At 52.3% G+C, this 16,958-nt stretch carries 14 protein-coding genes; 1 reads left to right on the forward strand and 13 read right to left on the reverse strand.

From position 1 onward, the window contains the following. Window positions 1-181 precede the first annotated feature (181 nt). The 9 genes from V5J77_RS14380 to mutS all read right to left on the reverse strand — a co-directional run bounded on the left by V5J77_RS14380 (window position 182) and on the right by mutS (window position 11,923). Entirely contained in the window at window positions 182-835 is a 654-nt protein-coding gene (locus V5J77_RS14380) for a YdcF family protein (RefSeq protein ID WP_338551524.1), read from the reverse strand. After that, window positions 832-1,389, reverse strand: a complete 558-nt coding sequence (locus V5J77_RS14385) for a DUF402 domain-containing protein (protein WP_338551525.1) — start codon at window positions 1,387-1,389, stop codon at window positions 832-834. Before V5J77_RS14385 ends, V5J77_RS14380 begins: the two co-directional genes overlap by 4 nt. A gap of 182 nt (window positions 1,390-1,571) precedes the next feature. Next, window positions 1,572-2,225 (reverse strand): peptidylprolyl isomerase, encoded by a 654-nt coding sequence (locus V5J77_RS14390; protein WP_338551526.1) that lies wholly within the window; start codon window positions 2,223-2,225, stop codon window positions 1,572-1,574. Between the two features lie 33 nt (window positions 2,226-2,258). After that, complete coding sequence (locus V5J77_RS14395) at window positions 2,259-4,787, reverse strand: PBP1A family penicillin-binding protein (protein WP_338551527.1); 2,529 nt, start codon at window positions 4,785-4,787, stop codon at window positions 2,259-2,261. 159 nt (window positions 4,788-4,946) lie between these two features. After that, window positions 4,947-5,189 carry an RNA chaperone Hfq gene (hfq, locus tag V5J77_RS14400; protein ID WP_056028072.1) on the reverse strand — a complete coding sequence of 81 codons (243 nt, stop codon included), beginning with the start codon at window positions 5,187-5,189 and terminating at the stop codon, window positions 4,947-4,949. Continuing rightward, window positions 5,186-6,208 (reverse strand): tRNA (adenosine(37)-N6)-dimethylallyltransferase MiaA, encoded by a 1,023-nt coding sequence (miaA, locus tag V5J77_RS14405; protein WP_338551528.1) that lies wholly within the window; start codon window positions 6,206-6,208, stop codon window positions 5,186-5,188. Before miaA ends, hfq begins: the two co-directional genes overlap by 4 nt. Further along, on the reverse strand, window positions 6,189-6,980 hold the full coding sequence (locus tag V5J77_RS14410) for a class I SAM-dependent methyltransferase (RefSeq protein ID WP_338551529.1): 792 nt from the start codon (window positions 6,978-6,980) through the stop codon (window positions 6,189-6,191). The genes miaA and V5J77_RS14410 overlap by 20 nt, the downstream gene beginning before the upstream one ends. Continuing rightward, entirely contained in the window at window positions 6,977-9,136 is a 2,160-nt protein-coding gene (gene mutL / locus V5J77_RS14415; RefSeq protein WP_338551530.1) for a DNA mismatch repair endonuclease MutL, read from the reverse strand. Before mutL ends, V5J77_RS14410 begins: the two co-directional genes overlap by 4 nt. A gap of 36 nt (window positions 9,137-9,172) precedes the next feature. Next, window positions 9,173-11,923, reverse strand: coding sequence for a DNA mismatch repair protein MutS (gene mutS / locus V5J77_RS14420; protein WP_338551531.1), 2,751 nt, complete (start codon window positions 11,921-11,923; stop codon window positions 9,173-9,175). 407 nt (window positions 11,924-12,330) lie between these two features. Between mutS and V5J77_RS14425 the strand changes: the two genes are divergently transcribed. Continuing rightward, the gene (locus V5J77_RS14425) at window positions 12,331-12,471 is read left to right on the forward strand and encodes a hypothetical protein (protein ID WP_338551532.1); all 141 of its coding nucleotides are present in this window, start codon (window positions 12,331-12,333) and stop codon (window positions 12,469-12,471) included. A gap of 66 nt (window positions 12,472-12,537) precedes the next feature. On the opposite strand, the gene V5J77_RS14430 is transcribed toward V5J77_RS14425, so the two are convergent. The 4 genes from V5J77_RS14430 to V5J77_RS14445 all read right to left on the reverse strand — a co-directional run bounded on the left by V5J77_RS14430 (window position 12,538) and on the right by V5J77_RS14445 (window position 16,956). Next, window positions 12,538-14,004: a hypothetical protein gene (locus V5J77_RS14430; protein WP_338551533.1), complete on the reverse strand. Its 1,467-nt coding sequence runs from the start codon at window positions 14,002-14,004 to the stop codon at window positions 12,538-12,540. 276 nt (window positions 14,005-14,280) lie between these two features. Further along, window positions 14,281-14,844 (reverse strand): outer spore coat protein CotE, encoded by a 564-nt coding sequence (locus V5J77_RS14435; protein ID WP_338551534.1) that lies wholly within the window; start codon window positions 14,842-14,844, stop codon window positions 14,281-14,283. 392 nt (window positions 14,845-15,236) lie between these two features. After that, window positions 15,237-16,010: an ABC transporter permease gene (locus tag V5J77_RS14440; RefSeq protein ID WP_338556807.1), complete on the reverse strand. Its 774-nt coding sequence runs from the start codon at window positions 16,008-16,010 to the stop codon at window positions 15,237-15,239. A 133-nt stretch (window positions 16,011-16,143) separates the two neighbouring features. After that, the gene (locus tag V5J77_RS14445) at window positions 16,144-16,956 is read right to left on the reverse strand and encodes an ABC transporter ATP-binding protein (RefSeq protein ID WP_338551535.1); all 813 of its coding nucleotides are present in this window, start codon (window positions 16,954-16,956) and stop codon (window positions 16,144-16,146) included. Between the last annotated feature and the right edge of the window lie 2 nt (window positions 16,957-16,958).

Below are 16,958 nucleotides of genomic sequence, written 5' to 3' on the forward strand. Positions count from 1 at the left end.
CGCGGCGCGTTTCAGTCCGAGAAATATAGAGAAAGGATTGGAAAATCACAGCCTTTCCTATATTCAAGCAGAAACCGCTCCCTTGCAGCAGCCTCGCTGCTTGGGCATCGTTCCGCTTTACAAGTGTATTCAGGCATAAACGGTCCTATTAACAGATTTTTTAACTATAGCTGTCATAGGGTCAGCCTAGCCAGAGCATGAGGGCATCAAGCTTCCATTTCGTGTATGCCAAAACCTCACGCCCCTCAGCATTCCACGGCTTCAACACCTGTGAAGGCGTGCCAGCAGCCTCAACCGATGTGTAGTTCAAAAATCGCGCAATTTCAAATGCTCTAGGCGCATGAAATTGATGGGTAATTATTAAAGCGCTCGCAAAACCTTCGCGCTCCATAATGATTTTGCTAAACAGCAAATTCTCATAAGTGCTTGTCGATTGATCCTCCAGCAGCAGCTTGTCCACTGGAATGCCTTTATCAACCAAATACGTCTTCATTCCCGCCGCTTCTGTGACGACCGCGCCTCCTGCATCAAGACCCCCGCTCATAATAAGCTTGTCCACCTTGCCTTGCTCATATAGCTTATAAGCAAAGTTCAGACGTTCTTTAAGCGCTGGACTCGGCACATTGTCCCAAAGCGCAGCGCCGAGTACAATACCGACCTCTGCTTTCTTGGTCTCTTTAGCAGCATCATAACTGTTAATGACCCATAACACATAACCACACCAGAAAACTCCAGCAACCGTGCACCATGCCAGCATACGAAACAAGAGCAGCCCCGGACGCTTATTCGTCCGCCGCTTGCGCCGGCTGCTCCCTGTCCTTAGCATTTGCTTCATGACTCGCTTAACTCCCCTGTTTTCTCCGCCAAGCTTTTGCGATGCTTCAAGCTTAGCGTAAAATAACGGAAACGCCCATTGCGAATATTGGAAAGCAGTCTGCCGGCTGTCTTGCGCGCCATAGCAGCCTCCTTACCAGTAACATCGCCCTGACGCAGCGCATCCTCAAGCTCATCCTCATCGAGCAGATATACTTCTCCGCTTGGCAGCACGACCACATCAAGAAACAGATCATCGAACCAGGGAACCTGTTGATCTGTTAATCCCTGAGTCTTGCAAATGTCAATGTACCACTGTACAACGCGACCCTTGTCATCAAACATCGTCGTCACAACGAAATGCTCGCCACGAGGAAAATGCTGCATCCACAAATAGCCGCGATCGGCCAGACACAGCCGATGTCCGTTATACTCTTTCCAAAGCGGCTCACGCAATTCGTGAATGCGGTAAAAGGTTACCAAGCCACGGAACTCATCATTGTCCAGCGTGATGCAAGAGTAGCTCTTGCGCAAAATGCGACGCCAGTTCGCACGGTCAGAAAATTTTCGTTTCATACGGAACGTACCTTTCCGTTGAGATAAGCCTTGAAGCAACGGCTTTCGATGGTAAAGGATAGCTTTGTAAAAAGCTTACCATAACCAGCCGCGCATCTCCACCCGACTTGAAAAATAAACCAAGCTCTGCTTTTCCCAAATTGCAAAATCGCCGCCCCGGTGACGGGACGGCGAGAGCAGAGCTATTTTTCCTCGATGATTACATTTTGAATAATAATATCTTCAAGCGGCTCATTATTGTCAACAGGCGTCTTGGCTATATCAGTCACCGTATCCATGCCGCTCACAACTTTGCCGAAAATAGAATAGTTGGGATTCTGATTCAAATTCTCAGAGCCGGAGCCTGTGCAAATGAAAAATTGGCTGCCGCCTGTATTCGGCTTGCCAGCATTGGCCATTGCAACAATACCAGGCTCATATTTAATTTCTGTGTCCAGCTCGTCGGGAATCGAATAGCCCGGTGTCCCAACGCCATTGCCTTGCGGATCACCGCCCTGAATCATAAATGATTCAATAATGCGATGAAACGTCAAACCGTCATAGAATCCATGACGCGCTAGAAAAACAAAGTTATTTACCGTTATAGGCGCTTCATTAGCGTAAAGCTTCACAGTAAAATTCCCTTTATTCGTTGTAAATACGGCGGTATACGATTTATTGAGATCCAGCTCCATCTCCGGCATGCGCTCCCAGCGCATCACCTTCTCGGCATTGCCTGCTTCCCCCGCTGTTCCTTGACTGGTCAAGCTCCCTTTCGCTCCACAGCCGGCAAGCAAAGTCATGATGAGGAGTGCCATTAGAAAAGCGCTGCATACCGTCCCCTGTTTCCTGCTCATTCCTGTAACCAGCTCCTTACGTATTGCCGCTTGCTACCCGGCTTCGTTAGTCGTTCCATCCCCTTGGGCGGGATCCGGCGTCGCGTTCGCCGGATGGTCCTCGCCACCTGCATTGCCGCCATTTTGCAACCCTTCCTCTACCGGAGGGCTAGCAAGGTTATCCGTTGGCTCGGGACTTACTGTCCCTGGGTCAATGGTTTCAACCGGCGGCGTCTGTGTGCCAGGCGTCGGGGTTGGCGTCATGCCGCTGTCAGGACTGAAGGAAGGCAATTCAATACCACCTTCATCTGGATCTATGGAATCCATCGGAACGTCTGGAACATCAATAACCGTTTCTGGAATTTGTACGGTTATCGTCTCGGATTGCTTGCTGGTCAGATTATTCTCGGCATCTATCGCAACAACATAATAGTCATACGTCATGCCTGGTGCAACCGACATATCATCAACCGATGTTCCAGCAGAATCAACAAACAAGCTGAAATCCGCCTGATCCATCGCTTTGCGATAAACCTTATACGAAATGCTGCTGCTTGCTGCACCTTGCCAGGACAGAGCAACTTTCATTTGCTCTGGAACAAACACCGCATTAAAGTTCGTTACGGCACCTACATCTTTAACCGGCTCTTTCACGCCCTCTGGCTTCTTAAAGCTGGACTTCGGTATGTCTGCCATCGCCTGCTTCATTACCTTGGAGAACATGGCAGCCGACTGGGCACTGCTCTTCTTGAGCACGTGCTGCTCATCCGTTCGATCGTACCCCATCCATACAGCGGCAGTCCACTCCGGCGTGTAGCCTACAAACCAAGCGTCACGGTTTGCGCTGGAGTTAAAGCCTGGAATACCATGCTGAGTCGTACCCGTCTTGCCGGCGACGGGGCGATCTATGGCCGCACCTGTTCCTGTACCTCCAGATTGGACAACCGTCTGCAGCATTTCCGTCATATACCAAGCGCTATCCGGATTCATAACTTGCTCAGCTGACGGCGCTTTGTACGTATAGACAGCCGTATTGCTGCTCGTCGTAATTTCTCTAATCGTATGGGAATCAACGGTTTGGCCGTTATTGGCAAAAGCACTGTAAGCTGTCGCCATTTGCAGCGGTGTAACACCTTCCGTCAATCCGCCAAGCGCAATCGCAAGATTGCGATCCTGGTCGCTCAGTTTAAAACCAAGCTTTGTCGCAAATTTCACGCCATTGCTAACGCCAATTTCATTCAGCGTCCATACGGCAGGCAAGTTGCGGGAATGCTTAACCGCATCCTGCATCGTAATCGGCGTTGCGCCTCTTGAATCTTTAGGGCAATAATTGCCGAAGCAGGTTTTATCATTTTTCAGAACGGTCCATGGAAAATATTGACCGGTTTCCAGTGCAGGACCGTAAGATGTAATCGGCTTGAACGCTGATCCCGGCTGCCGCGGTAATTCCACGCGGTTCAAGCCTTTGCGTTCATAATCACGGCCGCCAGCAATAGCCTGGATAGCCCCATCCCGATGGTCGATAATGACCATTGCTCCCTGAACCTTCTTGTCGTCAACGCTTTCCTCAAAATTGGAATCGTCGGCAAATTCTTTTTCAACAACTGTTTGCGCTGTTGGATTGAGCGTCGTATAGATCCGATAACCGCCGATGCGCAGATCCGTTTCGGTCATATCCGGCATCACTCTCAATGCTTCTTCTACTGCATAGTCAACAAACGCTTTGTAAGGCTCATCCTTGCTTTGTTCTACTGAAGGAGGCGTCACATAATCAACTGCCTTCGCCTCATCCATTTCGTCCTTCGTAATGTAGCCCTGATCATACATCAACTGAAGCACAACTCCGCGGCGCACCTTGGAGCCTTCTGGATCATTAACCGGATTGTAGCGGCTTGGCGCTTTTGGCATTCCGGCAAGTGTAGCCATTTGCCATAGCTTCAAGTCCTTCAGCTCGCTGTTGAAATAATATTTTGCAGCTCCTTTGACACCGTAAACCCCTTTGCCAAAGTAAATCCGATTTAAATAAAGCGTCAATATTTCTTCCTTCGTCTTGTTGTTTTCCAAGGCAACGGCAATAGATGCTTCCGTCGCTTTCCGGAACAACGTTTTATCCGAGGATAAAAACATATTTTTAGCTAGCTGCTGGGTAATTGTACTTCCGCCCTCAACCGCACTGCGAGCGATAACGTCCTTGACGAGCGCTCGTCCAATGGCGAAAAAGTCGATGCCGGAATGCTCGTAAAAACGCTGATCCTCCGTCGCCACAAGGGCATTCATCATTTCCTTTGGAATTTCATCGTATTCGGCAATTTCACGATTTTCTCCTGCTGTTGACAATCGTGAAATTTCATCTCCGTTCGCATCATAGACGATGGATGCTTCGCCCATAACCATCATATCGGCTCTTTCCTTAAGCATTCGCTCCCCGTTCAAAATAATGAGCGAATACCCGATGATACCGCACACGATAGCAATAACTACAGTGAAAAATAACAGGAAAAACCACGTTTTCCCCGACATTCTTCTTTTTTTCTTAGGCTTTGTTTTCTTCTCAGGTTGTGTTCTTTGCCTGCGATCAGCCATTGCGACTCCCCTCCTGCGCTTCTTCCTAGAAGCTGTCTGTCTTCTTATTTATACCCCCGGAATGAAAAGGACAACCCCTGTTAAAGCGGGCTGCCCTTTCCTTCCGCTATCTAGTTAAACGCAGATCGCTATTAGAAAGTTTCACTAATGGCGTGCGCCTTACGAGTCAGAGCTGCTGTTGTCCTGCATGAGAGATACATTTCGCTGCGGAGTAAACGTCGAAATGGCATGCTTGTACACCATTTGTTGACGGCCTTCGCTGTCAATAATAATGGTGAAGTTGTCAAATGCTTTAATAACGCCCCGGATTTGGAACCCGTTCATCAGGAAGACTGTAACAGGAATGTTATCTTTACGCAATTGGTTCAAGAACGTATCTTGAATGTTGATGGATTTGTTCATTGGACGTTACCTCCGTCTACTAATGATTGATTAGAAGTATATTCAAGATGGACTTGAAACTTTCCTGCTATTATACCATGAATCCGTTGTAAATTGTTGTGAAAATTTTCCCCCATATCGATCCATTCGATATCCTTCATGTGACGAAACCATGACAATTGGCGTTTGGCAAAGCGCCGAGTGTCCCGTTTCAGCAAAGTTACCGCAGCCTCAAGCGTACAATCTCCCCGTAAAAAGGACGCCATTTCCTTATAGCCTAGTCCCTGCATAGCTACTGCATGAGGCGGAACGCCACGCGAGAGCAGCGCCTTCACTTCCTCGACCAGCCCCTGCTCCAGCATTTGGTCAATTCTCCGCTCAATCCGGCGGTACAGCTCCGCACGCTCCATCGTCAGCCCGATGATACACAATTCGTATGGAGATTCTTTTTTCTGACCCTCGAGCTGCTCTGATTGCTTGATGCCTGTTAAATGAAACACTTCAAGCGCGCGTATAACGCGCCTTTGGTCATTCGGATGCAGGCGCTCCGCAGACTTCGGATCAATGAGCGCGAGCCTCGCATGCAGCGCCTCGGCGCCGTGCGCAAGAGCGAAGCGCTCCTGCTCCTGGCGAAAGGCCTCATCAGAACCGCTCTCCGAAAATTCAAAGCCATAGCATACGGCTTCCACATAGAGACCCGTGCCGCCAACGATGAAGGGCAGCTTCCCTCTAGCAGCAATCTCTTCAATGCTGCTTCCGCAGCCCGCCTGAAAGTCTGCCACCGAATAGGGGTCATCCGGTTCGCGAATATCAATTAAATGATGCGGGATGCCCTCGCGCTCCTCCAAAGGAAGCTTCGCTGTTCCGATGTCCATGCCGCGATAAACCTGCATGGAATCGCCCGAGATGATTTCCGCCTGCCAAGCTTTGGCCAGCTCCAGGCTTAAATTGGTTTTGCCTACTGCCGTAGGACCAATCAACACGAGCAAAGGCTGCTTTTTGTATGGCGCGGTTACCCGCTTATTGTCTTGTTCTGGCAACCTCTATCACTCCATAAGCAATTTTTGAAGAATGTAAATGCCGCCGCTCAAAGCCGAGTCTTGCAAACTCTTCACTATGGCGATGCTCCTTAAGCACGACGGTTTTGCGTGCCACTCGCAGCGCTTCGGTCACTGCCTCGGCAGACAATGCATTGTGATTGACCAATTGGCGCAGCGGCTGAATCGAGCTCGACTCATGAATCGGCTGCCGGAACATCGGGTCAAAATATACGACGTCGACGCTTTGATCTGGCAGCTGCCGCAAGTAGTCCAGATGGTTCATGCTGATCATGCGAATTCTGCGCATCGCCGCATCCACATCAGCAAGCCCTGATTCATAGACGGCAAGCCCTTCACGCACCAAGGCGCATAGCACACGCTCGCTTTCAATAGCAGTAACTTGTCCAGATGTGCCTGCCGCATAAGCAAATACGAGAGAATCAGAGGCAAGACCAGCTGTACAATCTACAATTGTATCGCCTTCCTCGCAGCGGGAGAGCGTAATGAGCGGATCGGCCTCTCCCCTTCGAAGCCGCTTGACTCTCACAAAAGCCATGCTGGGGTGAAAAAATAACGGCGTATCCGTCTGTCCTTCATAATACCTGACTTCGCGATCCGTCACAACAAACAGACGAATCTCGGCCATCTCGGCGCCGATTTGCCGCAGCGTCATTCTGCCCCTCGTTTTGTAAGGAACGGACAGCTCACTTGCGATTCTTCTCGCCTTGGCTACCGTTGCCTCAGATGGACGATCAGCGGTCGTTACGATCATGACATCACCCGCTTAAACATTTTTTCAAGCTGATAGGTGGACATATGCACGACGATCGGGCGTCCATGCGGGCAGGTATACGGTTGATGGCATGCCCCAAGCCTTGAAAGCAGCGCCTCGCCCTCTTCACGCGTAAGCCTATCGTTAGCTTTAATTGATGCTTTGCACGAGCACATAATAGCAGCCTTCTCACGCAGCTTGGCAATATTAATAGATTTGCGCTCGGTCAGCAGCAAATCAGCCATCTCTTCAATAATATCCTGCTCCTCGCCATCCGGCAGCCACTGCGGATAGGCGCGCACAAGAAACGTTTGCGAGCCAAATGGCTCAAGCTCGACGCCAGCTTCGTTAAATAACGGCAGCAAGCCGCGCAGTTGCTCCGCCTCACCCGGCGTAAACTCCAGCGTAAGCGGCACTAGCAGCTGCTGGCTTGCAGCCTCGGGCATCCCGAACTTAGCGTAATAATATTCATAATTGATCCGCTCATGCGCCGCATGCTGGTCAATTAAATACAGCCCTTCCTCGGACTGCGCCACAATATACGTCCCATGCAGCTGGCCAATCCAGTGCAGCTCGGGAAAACCGGCTTCATTCGCAGCTGAAGGCTGCTCTGGAGCAGCGCTCGCTTGGCTGTCTTGCCCAAGATTACTATCGGGCAAGGGGGCTGCATGAACAGAGGCAGCAGCTTCACTGCTTAAATCGGCCGTTGCTGCCCCTATTCCTTCCAATCCGCTGCCGGGCTCGTTTCCTGCTGCCACAGACTGCGCGCTAGCCACGCTAGCCGCGTCTTGACGAATCCATGAAGGCTCGGATGGAAGCGGAGCGTCTTCGCTTTGCGACTGCGAATGATTCGCCCCAACACGACCACCGGGCTGCCTTGCCTCAGAGGCAAGGCTCCCCCATGCGGCGCTTGCTTCACGCGTCAGGCCATTTCCAGCCTGAGCAGGCTTGTACAAACGCTCCGCTGCATCCTTCGGCACAAACTCTCTGGCTGCACCTTGTCCAAATGGAGAGTAGGGTGCCTGTGCGAGCGGCCTCTCCCTTTTGGTGTCCTTGTCTGGCACGGGAGGCGTTTTTGGCTCTGGGCGATGAAAGGACATAGCTCCCTGAACAAATACCGGTCCGGACCTTTTTTGATTATGTATAGAATCCGGGCCTGGAATATGACGCTCCTTTCCAAGCGCAGCCTGAATAGCGGACTCAACGAGTGTCCGCAGCTCTGCCTCCTTGCTGAAGCGCACCTCCATTTTGGAAGGATGAACGTTTACATCAAGCAGGCTTGGATGCATGCCGATCTCAATAATCGCAAGCGGAAAACGATTAATCGGCAGCAGCGTATGGTAAGCCTGAAGCATAGCCTGATTAACCGCATGACTGCGAATATAACGACCATTCACAATAACGGTTATGCCATTTCGATTGGAACGTGTCAGCTCAGGCTTGGAAATATAGCCTATAAGCTCATAATCCGGGCTATCGCCTTGTATCGCCATCATCGCCTTAGCCGTGTTGGAGCCGTAAATCGCAGCAATAACCTGCAACCGGTCGCCTGTGCCGAGCGTTCGCAGCAGCGTATTGCCATTGTGCTTCAGTGTGAAAGCAATGCCGGGATGTGCAAGCGCAATACGGTAAATATAATCTGAAATATGTCCAAGCTCGGTTTGCACCGCCTTCATATATTTCAACCGGGCAGGCGTATTGTAAAACAAGTCGCGAACGGTCATATCCGTACCTTGCGGCGTTGCAGCCGGAATGCTGGCTGTTATCGTTCCGCCTTCGATGGACAGCTTATGGCCTAAGCCAGTCTGTCCGGTAGAAGACAAGCATTCCAGCCGAGAAACGGCCGCGATACTTGGCAGCGCCTCGCCGCGAAAGCCCAGGCTTGCAATGCGGAACAGGTCGCTGCTCGTGGCGATTTTGCTCGTAGCATGGCGCTGGAATGCCGTTTCGATTTCTTCGGCAGGAATGCCCGAGCCATTGTCAGTAACACGAATAAGGTTTAAGCCGCCCTCCTCCACTGTGATGTCGATTGTGGAGCTGCCGGCATCGACAGCATTTTCGACCAGCTCCTTAATAACAGAAGCCGGCCTTTCTACCACTTCGCCTGCGGCAATCTGATTCGCGAGCTGCTCGTCCAGCACTAGAATTTTCCCCATTTAAGTTCTCCTCCTTCCCACGCGGACATGCCGCTTCTAGTCGTTCATTTTGCGCTTCATATCACCAATCCACTGCATCGCCTGCATTGGCGTCATATTATATAGGTCGAGCTTACGCAGCTGTTCAGCAAGCTGCTCAGATTTCGCATTTCCTTTGCGGCGACCCGAATCAGCCTGCGCAGCAGCTGGCTCATCCCAAATAGACAGTTGGATCGCCGCAGCCGTTTCACGTACGGCAGCACTTGCTGCTTGGGTAGCCGAATGATCTGTATCCGATGAATTGCCGCTATAGGCATGTTCAGGAGCATTGGATAAAGCAGGAGCCTGCTGCTCAGCCGTCAGACCTCCTGTTCCAGCAACAGCACCTGCCCTCACCTTGCTGCTCGCATTCGTTTCAACCACTGCTTCCGAAACTTCCAACAGCTCATAGGAGCGGGAAATAATGGACTCTGGCAAGCCTGCCAGCTTCGCGCAATAAATGCCGTAGCTCGTACCGGCTGCGCCAGGTATCAGCTTACGCAAAAAGGTCACATGATCGCCACTTTCCTGTACCGCCATACAAGCGTTGGTCAACAACGGCAAGGAATCCTCCAAATGCGACAGCTCGTGAAAATGAGTCGATACGAGCGCTTTACAGCGAATTTGATGATGGACATATTCAATAACCGCTTGGGCAATGGCCATGCCTTCGCCCGTAGAGGTGCCTCGTCCAAGCTCGTCAATAATAACAAGGCTGTTCTCCGTTGCCTTCTCGGTCATAATTTGAATATCCTTCATCTCGACCATGAACGTGCTTTGTCCGCCAATCAGGTCATCCGCCGCGCCAATTCGCGTGAAAATTCGGTCGATCAGCGGAATTTGCGCCGATTTTGCCGGAACAAAGCAGCCGATTTGCGCCATAATGCCGATTAATGCGACTTGGCGCATGTAGGTGCTTTTGCCCGCCATATTTGGCCCCGTAATAAGCAGCATCGTATTATGCTCTTTATGAAGCTCCGTTGCATTAGCGATGAAAGCTGCCCCATTTTCCATAACGGCCTCAACAACAGGATGTCTGCCTTCTTCGATGACCATATCAAACGAATCGGTAATCGAGGGGCGAGTAAATCTGCGTTCAGCACTTACCGTCGCAAATGCCTGATACACATCTAGCTCGGCTATGACCTCTGCAAGGAGCTGAAGGCGGTGAAGCTGCCCTGCTAAATGCTCTCGCAGCTCTAGAAACCGCTCGTATTCGAGATCGACCATTTTCTCCTCAGCTTCAAGAATAAGACGCTCCTTCTCCTTCAGCTCAGGCGTTACGAAGCGCTCAGCATTAGAAAGCGTCTGTTTTCTTTCGTAGCGGCCTTCCGGCAGCATCGCGAGATTGGCTTTGGAAACTTCGAGATAGTAGCCAAATACTTTATTGTAGCCGATTTTGAGCGAGCGAATGCCGGTTGCCTCGCGTTCCGCACGCTCCAGCTCAGCGAGCCATTTTTTGCCATTGGTGCTAGCTTCCTTAAGCTGGTCTAAATAAGCATCGTAGCCCGCGCGAATAAGTCCGCCTTCGCGAATTGAGACTGGCGGCTCGTCTACGACGACCGTCGCAATCATATCCGCCAAATCGGCGCAATCGTCCAATCCGTCTACGAGCTGCTCCAGTCGCTGCGAGCCCGAGTCATTGCATAGCTGGACTAGCTGAGGAACGCGCTGAATGGACGTTTTAAGGGCATTCATGTCGCGTCCATTAGCACTGCCGAATGCCACTCTGCCGACCAAGCGCTCCAGATCATAAATATCATGCAGCTCCGCACGAATATCATCGCGCAAAATCAAATTCCGATACAAAGTATCAACGGCCTCAAGCCTTGCTTCAATTGCGGTGCGCGAAAGCAGCGGCTTGTCGATCCAGCGGCGCATCAGCCTTGCACCCATTGAGGTTTGGCTGCGGTCAAGCAGCCAAAGCAGCGAGCCTTTCTTCGAGCGGTCGCGCACGGTCTCGGTCAGCTCCAAATTTCGGCGGGTATAATGATCTAAAATCATATATTGACCCGGCTCATAGCTGCGGATTGCGCGAACATGACCGAGTGAACGCTTTTGCGTATCATCCAAATAGCCGATCAGCAGATTCACAGCGCGCAAGCGTGCCTCATTCAGCTGTACAAGCTCCTGCCTGCCGAACTGGTCAAGCAGCTTTTGCTCTGGTACAAGCTCGCGCTTAGTCAGCAATATCGGACGATTCCAAGCATTTGAAGCTTGAAGCTTGTCAAGCAAATCCTCATCACCAACAATTTCAGCGGGCTGATAGACGTTAATTTCATCAATCAGCGCTTCCATCTGGAGCGGGAACGAAGTAACATACAGCTCACCCGTGGATAAATCGCAGGAGGATATCGCTACATTTCCATTGACGAGGGCAACCGCTGAAATAAAGTTATTCGTTTTATCGGACAGCGCCTTCGACTCCATGACCGTACCCGGCGTAATGACCTGCACAATTTCACGTCGTACGACGCCCTTGGCAGCAGCGGGATCCTCGACCTGCTCGCAAATGGCAACCTTGTACCCTTTTTCAACGAGTCTTGCGATATAGTTTTGCGCAGAATGGTAGGGTACGCCGCACATTGGAATTTTTTCAGCGCCGCCCCCTTCTCTGCCGGTTAGTGTAATTTCAAGCTCTCGCGAGGCCGCAATCGCATCTTCAAAAAACATTTCATAAAAATCGCCCAGACGAAAAAAAAGAAACGCATCCTTCGCTTCTTCTTTAATCGCTAGGTATTGCATAATCATCGGGGTGTAGCTTGCCACAGTTGCCCCTCCTTTATTTTTGTAAGCGAACGCGGGTGTTCGCAATCTAGGGCGTGTCTGAGAACGCTGAGGGCAGCCAATTTTGCCGAATTTTCGTTCCATGCAAGGCGCGTTTGTGAAGGCGTACCGGGGGTACGGCAAGCAAACGGAACGAAGCAGGGGGCGAAAAGGCGGTGAAAGGAGCCACTGAACGGGTTTTCAGACACGCCCTAGGTTTATCGTATGCTCAGAGCCGTAAATTCCGCCAAATCTCCGAAATTCTAATCAAGCAGCTTTCTACTATTATATCAAGCGTTGGCTTGCCGCGCCAACTTGTCTATTTTTCCGGGTATGCATGAAGGGGGAAAAGCTGGGGGTCTATGCCTAATAAAGGGAGAAGTAACGGGAGATAGAGCAGGAAGTAAAGCATGAAGTTACGCGGAGAAAAGCGGGAAAAAGCGAAGAAAAAAGAGGAGAATGGCCTGTTTGCTTGGCATACAAGCCATTTTGAAGGTGCAGGAACCCCCGCTGTTAATCACGTGCGGAAAAAAGGGCGAATTAAAGATTAAAGATTAAAGATTAAAGATTAAAAATTAAAGATTAAAGATTAAAGATTAAAGATTAAAGATTACACCTTATGTCGTCCTTTTGTTAGACGACCGGTTAGAAGCAGGAGCTGGCATGGGGATGCGCCATTTGTGGCGGATGTCAGCCCGCTCATCCCAGATTATGCCGCGCCGCGCTGCATCGAGCAAAGGCTCGATGTCGGCTGCAAGCGCCGCATAGCTTGGCGTCGCCGCGAGTGCCGCAGCTAGCGGGTCTAAGCACCCGGCCAGCGCCGTGCGGTCGCCGGAGTAGAAGGCTTCGACATACCGCTCGTCAAGAGCCGGTATGTCTGTGAGGGCTCTAGTCTCGCGCGCGCACAGCAGCGCGAGCGCGAGCACTGCTTTTGCCGCTGCTGGCGAGATGAGCCAGCTCGGCAGCGTGCGGTATTCGAAGCCGCCATGCGGCTGCTGGCGGTATTCGCCAAGGGCGCCGTAACGGGGGCGTCTGCCCCGGCCGGCCGAGTCTTCAACGAGCGCGAGCGGAAACGCCGCGTAGCTGTCGAGCAGCCGCAGCAATCGGCTGGACAGCGGCGTGCCGCTGATATGGATGTGCCCGCCGAGCGGCAGCCCCGGCACGGGCATGGCTCCGGCGACCCAGCAGAGGCTAGTGTCGCTGATGCGCTCGGCGGCGCGCAGCAGCAGTCGCCGGAGGTTCGCGGCCAGCGCGGCCGGGCTTTCGGCCGGCTCGGGCCGCAGCTCGGCGACGGGATAGACGATCCGTCGCCCAATAAGCATCGCGTCGCTGCCCGCTGCCCCCTGGGCGCCATCGCCAAAAAAGCGCGAAGCCGGCACAATTCGCCCATCCGGCCGCATTAGCGCAAACTCCGGGTCGGCGCCCAGCATCAGCTTGGGCGCCGTTCCCGGCAAAGGCGCTGCGGCCGCCTCATACCAGGCGGCCATTCGCGCCAAGCCCACTGCGCGCAGCTTCGCATCGCGCACAGCCCCCGCTGCGCGGACGGCGGCTCGCCCGCCTGCGCCAAGCACAACCTCGGCCTCGCCCATATCGAGGCCGAGTGCATACAAAGCGGCGACTGCGGCGCGGATGACCCGCCGCAGAGCCGCATCCCGCGGCCATGGCGCTGCCGCATGGCCGCCCGGCTCCGCCCGCAGCAGCTGCTGCCCGGCTGCGGGCCTGCCCCACCGATCGAGGCGCTGCAGCTCGATCGGCTCCAAATGCGCGATAGCGACCTTATATAATCGGTCGCTATCTCCCAGCTCCTGCCGCCGAAGCAGGCCTGCCCGGCGCAGTCTTTGCTGCTGCTCGGCGGGAGACATCGCCGCGATGCCGAGCTCGCCCTCATTCAGCAGCCAGATGCCGCTTGGCAAAGCAGGCAGCCCCTTCTTTTTCTCAAAAGCGCAGCCGCTCACGATAACCGCATCGCCAGTCTTAACCTCATTAAGCAGGCTTGCGGCCGGAGGTGATTCAGCGGCAGCAGTCTCTTTCCCTGCCCGCTCCATCCGCCCGGTACTGCTGTTCCACAGCCACACTGCCGCCATCTCATTACTCCCTTCTGCATGACCTGCTTGCCTTAACTTATGAGCTTTATTTCCTGCCTATAAGCCCCTTTTCCAATTCCAGCCCTAGGGCATCCGCCCGAATATGTTTAATTGCAACAAAAAGAGGGCTTTCGCCCTCAAGTTTGCGGACATTGCCGCATATCATACCGTACAGAAGCCGAGGCACAGTGGCGTTAAGCTGACGCGTTAAGGATTTTAGCTTCCTTGCCGGGAAGGTTCAATCCTCGCGCGCCCTATGGCCGTCAGGCTGCCAGATTAAAGCTCGTCGTCGAGCAAATCCGGATCAAGATCTTCGTAGTCGTCATCGCCGAGACCGTACTCGTATTCCTTGGCATCGAGGCCGTCCAAACCTCCAGGGATACAAGCTACCGTTACCTTCGTCTCGGCAACCAGCTCTACTGAAAATTCCCGTTCAACCCGGATGACAACGCCGGAGCCGCTCGATGAAACATTCGCTTCGATGCAATTCGGCTCCTGAAGCGCGTCGGCTGAAACTTCCACAGTTGTAGCGCGATGCTTCGGATCGACAAACGAAAGCGGAACATTTTCTACATAATGAACGGATTCCTTTGCCACCTCGGTTTGCGAGTTTTTGCTGTACGAGTACCAGATGTTAATGTCGTAAGTACCGATGACCTCGATTCCATCGCCCGAACGAACCGCTTCATATTGATGGTTGATAATCCATGCGCCCAAAATACTGGTCGGATGTTGAGGCGGCGTAACGGTATGGGTTACAGTGGAAAACTTACGACCTTTGCCGCAGACAGCTTTGGTAATAATTTCTCTGTATTGAAGCTGTTTATCTGCATTAGCCATTGATTTAACCTCCTCCATGCAATCATTCACTTAAAGTGTATGCAGGACGTGGGCGAATGTTGATAAAACGAATGCAGACAAAGAGAGATTGTTTTAAAAAACGCCCACAAAACCTGCTGCAAAACGTAAATCCACGTTTCCCCAAGACCTTCGCTCCCCATTTCCCCGCCTTTAGTTGGCCGCTATATACGAGCAGCTTGCGGGAGGCTCGCCGCAAAATCCTTTTTTCACCCTTGCAGCTCCCGCTCCTATTACGAAAGCGCCAGCTCAAATCGAACTATACTCATAGTTATGAGGCCACACGGGCCATTATGCCAAAGCCTGTTTTTGCTTCTATTTTCAACCGCGCACTAGCTAATTTAGCAGACATAAAAATCACCGCATACCCTGCGCTACTGCTCACGCCAGCCCGCCATCAGCTTGCTCTCCAGCGCAGAAACGGCTTTGTACATAACCGTGGCGACCGCCGCAATGACTAGCAGACTGGAAAGAACAAGCGTAAAGTTGAACACCTGGAAGCCATAAATAATAAGGTAGCCCAGCCCAAGCTTCGCAACGAGAAACTCGCCTACAATTACACCGATCCACGCCAAGCCCACATTCACCTTCAGTGTAGAAATAATAACCGGGAACGAGGCTGGCAAAATCACGCTGCGAAAAAGCTGCGACCTTCCCGCCCCGAATAGCCGGACAACTTTAATGTAGCCTGCATCTACCTCGCGGAACTGGTTATAAATGTTTAAAGTCGTAATAATAACGGTCACTGACAAAGTGACTGCTACAATGGAGAGAAAGCCAGGGCCAAGACAAACGATAAATATAGGCCCTAGCGCCACCTTCGGCATGCTGTTCAGCACGACCAAATAAGGGTCCGCAACCCGCGAAACAAATGGGAACCACCACAGCAGCGCCGCAAGCAGCGTGCCCAGCAGTGTGCCTAGCGCAAAGCCGACAATCGTTTCCGATACAGTCACTCCGATATGCGGCCAGATTGAGCCGTCTGACATCGTCCCCCACAATTGCTGAAACATCTTCGTTGGATAGCTGAACAGCAGCGGATCAATCCACCGATTTCGTCCCGCGGCCTCCCATAGTCCAATAAATAGTACTAAAATAATAAACTGTGTCAGCCCTACTAGCCCAGTCGTCCTTTTTGCCCGCTTCATATAAGCTCGGTGCAGCCAATCCAGCCATTCTCCTCTGACCTCTTGCACATCAGAAGGAGCTTGCTTCTGTCCCTGCCCTACTCGCGCTGACTCTATATCTGCACGTTGCTCCCTTTGTGGATTTAAACCCCCATCATCCTTCATGGCTCTCGCTCCCTTCCCAGAGGGTTTTCTCGGCAGCATCCAGCTCTGTCCATAATTGATCGAACAGCGGCTGAAACTCCGGCAGCTGCCTGGCTTTCATCGGCGATGCCTGCCGAATGGAATCCGGTATAGTCAGCTCGCAGCGAATTCTCCCAGGATTTGCCGCCAGTACAATGACGCGGTCACTCATCGCGACAGCTTCGGATAAATCATGCGTCACAAGCAGCGCCGTCTTGCCAAGCTTTCGCAGCGTTTCCTGTACCAAATCCTCCAATTGAAGCTTGATGTGCAAATCCAGCGCCGAGAAAGGCTCATCCAGCAGCAATACCTCCGGCTCAGTTGCCAGCGTCCGCGCCAGAGCAACACGCTGCCTCATACCGCCCGACAGCTCATGCGGATAACGACTTTCCGCTCCGGGCAAGCCGAGCTCTGCCAGCAAATCGGCTACGGTTTCCACCGCAGCACGCGTCTTTTTCCCCGCTAGTTCCAGCCCCAGCGTCGCATTATCCAAAATCGTCCGCCATGGAAACAAATAATCCTGCTGGAGCATATAACCGACAAGAGTAGACGGCTGTATAACCTGTCGATTGTTCAGGAGCACTTCGCCGCGCGTTGGCAAAAATAAACCGGCCAGCATGCTGAGCACCGTCGTTTTTCCACAACCGCTCGGCCCGACCAGACTGACGAACTCGCCGCGCTGAACGGTCAAGTTCATATCCTCCACAGCAAGCGAGGCGCCCTTCTCATTCACATATACATGAGTCACTTGCCGCAGCGTAAGCGCGGGGTCACTATTCGCCATCG

The sequence above is a fragment of the Paenibacillus sp. KS-LC4 genome (assembly GCF_036894955.1).
GTDB lineage: Bacteria > Bacillota > Bacilli > Paenibacillales > Paenibacillaceae > Pristimantibacillus.